This is a genomic window from Xanthomonas sp. SHU 308, assembly GCF_000364645.1.
In the GTDB taxonomy this organism is placed as follows: Bacteria; Pseudomonadota; Gammaproteobacteria; order Xanthomonadales; family Xanthomonadaceae; genus Xanthomonas_A; species Xanthomonas_A sontii.
The window spans coordinates 1-1,132 of the sequence record NZ_AQOK01000524.1; the positions used below are offsets into that span (position 1 = coordinate 1).

Genomic DNA, 1,132 nt, shown 5'->3' on the forward strand with positions numbered 1-1,132 from the left:
CCAGCGTGCGCCAGCGGCCCGCGGCGTCCTGCGCCTGCAGCTGCGCCGCGCCATGCGCACCGGCGAACTCGACGATCAGGCCGGCGCTGTCGAACGCGCGCGGGAAGGCGATCTCCAGTTGTCGCGCCTGCGCGCCGCTGCCCGGCATCGCCACCGCGGCACCGCCCTGCCACAGCGCCGCGGCGTCGGCCGCGGACACCCCACGCAGCTGCGCGGCGCTAGCACCCAGCGGCTCCATCTCGTAGATCGACACGCCCCAGTCGGCGCTGCGCGCGGGCGCGGCCAGACGCAGGTAGCGGGCCAGGTGCGGCGCGAAGAACACGGTCTCGGTGCCGCCCAGCGAATCGGCCATCGTGTACACCGTGTCCCAGCGCTGGCCATCGCGCGAGGTCTGCAGCAGGAAGCCTTCCGGATTGGAGGTGTCCCACTGCAGGCGCACGCCGCCGACCTGCGCGGCGCGGCCCAGGTCGATCTGGAACCAGTGGCCGGGACTGAAGGCGCTGGCGGTGCGGGTGCTGGCGTCGCCGTCGATCAGATAGCCGATCGCCTGCGCCTTGACCTGCTTGGAGGAACTGGACGCCTGCCATTGCGCACGCGGCGGCAGGCGGCCGTCCTGCGCCTGCACCGGGGCCGTCATCGCAAGTCCGTACAGGACTGCGGACAACACCCAGGCGCAGCGGCGCGCGCCACCGTGACCGAGCACTCGGATGATCTCTGACGAATATCGCACTGGGTCCCCCGGCCAGCACCGCCTCAATCGAGGTGGGCGGACGTTAGCAGCAACTGCAAGCGGTTACATGATGCGTTGCAACATCCGCAATCCACTGGCACATCTGGCCATATGCCGACATGCCTGTCCCGACAGCCCAACGCCGGGTCACGAAATGTCCCGCCGCGACAAGCCCAGCCCCCTGGCTGCCTGCCGGTCGTCCCCACACCGCCGCCCCGCCCGGCTTGCCGGAATCGCCCGCGCCCAGCAAGATGCGGGACGTTTTGGGGAACGAGCCCGCATCGTATGTCGTCCTGCCCGACCCGGGTCATCTCCTCGCGCGCGCTGTGCATCCTGCTGTTGGCGATGCTCGCCCTGGCCGTGGGCGGATGCAAGCGCACGCCCGCCGAACTGCCCGGCGCC

Annotated in this window: 1 protein-coding gene; it reads right to left on the reverse strand. The window is 71.2% G+C overall.

What is annotated here, in order from left to right; all coding sequences use genetic code 11:
* Positions 1-637: discoidin domain-containing protein (locus D588_RS25025; RefSeq protein ID WP_043085308.1), on the reverse strand; the 637-nt coding region annotated here is incomplete at its 3' end.
* Positions 638-1,132 lie beyond the last annotated feature (495 nt).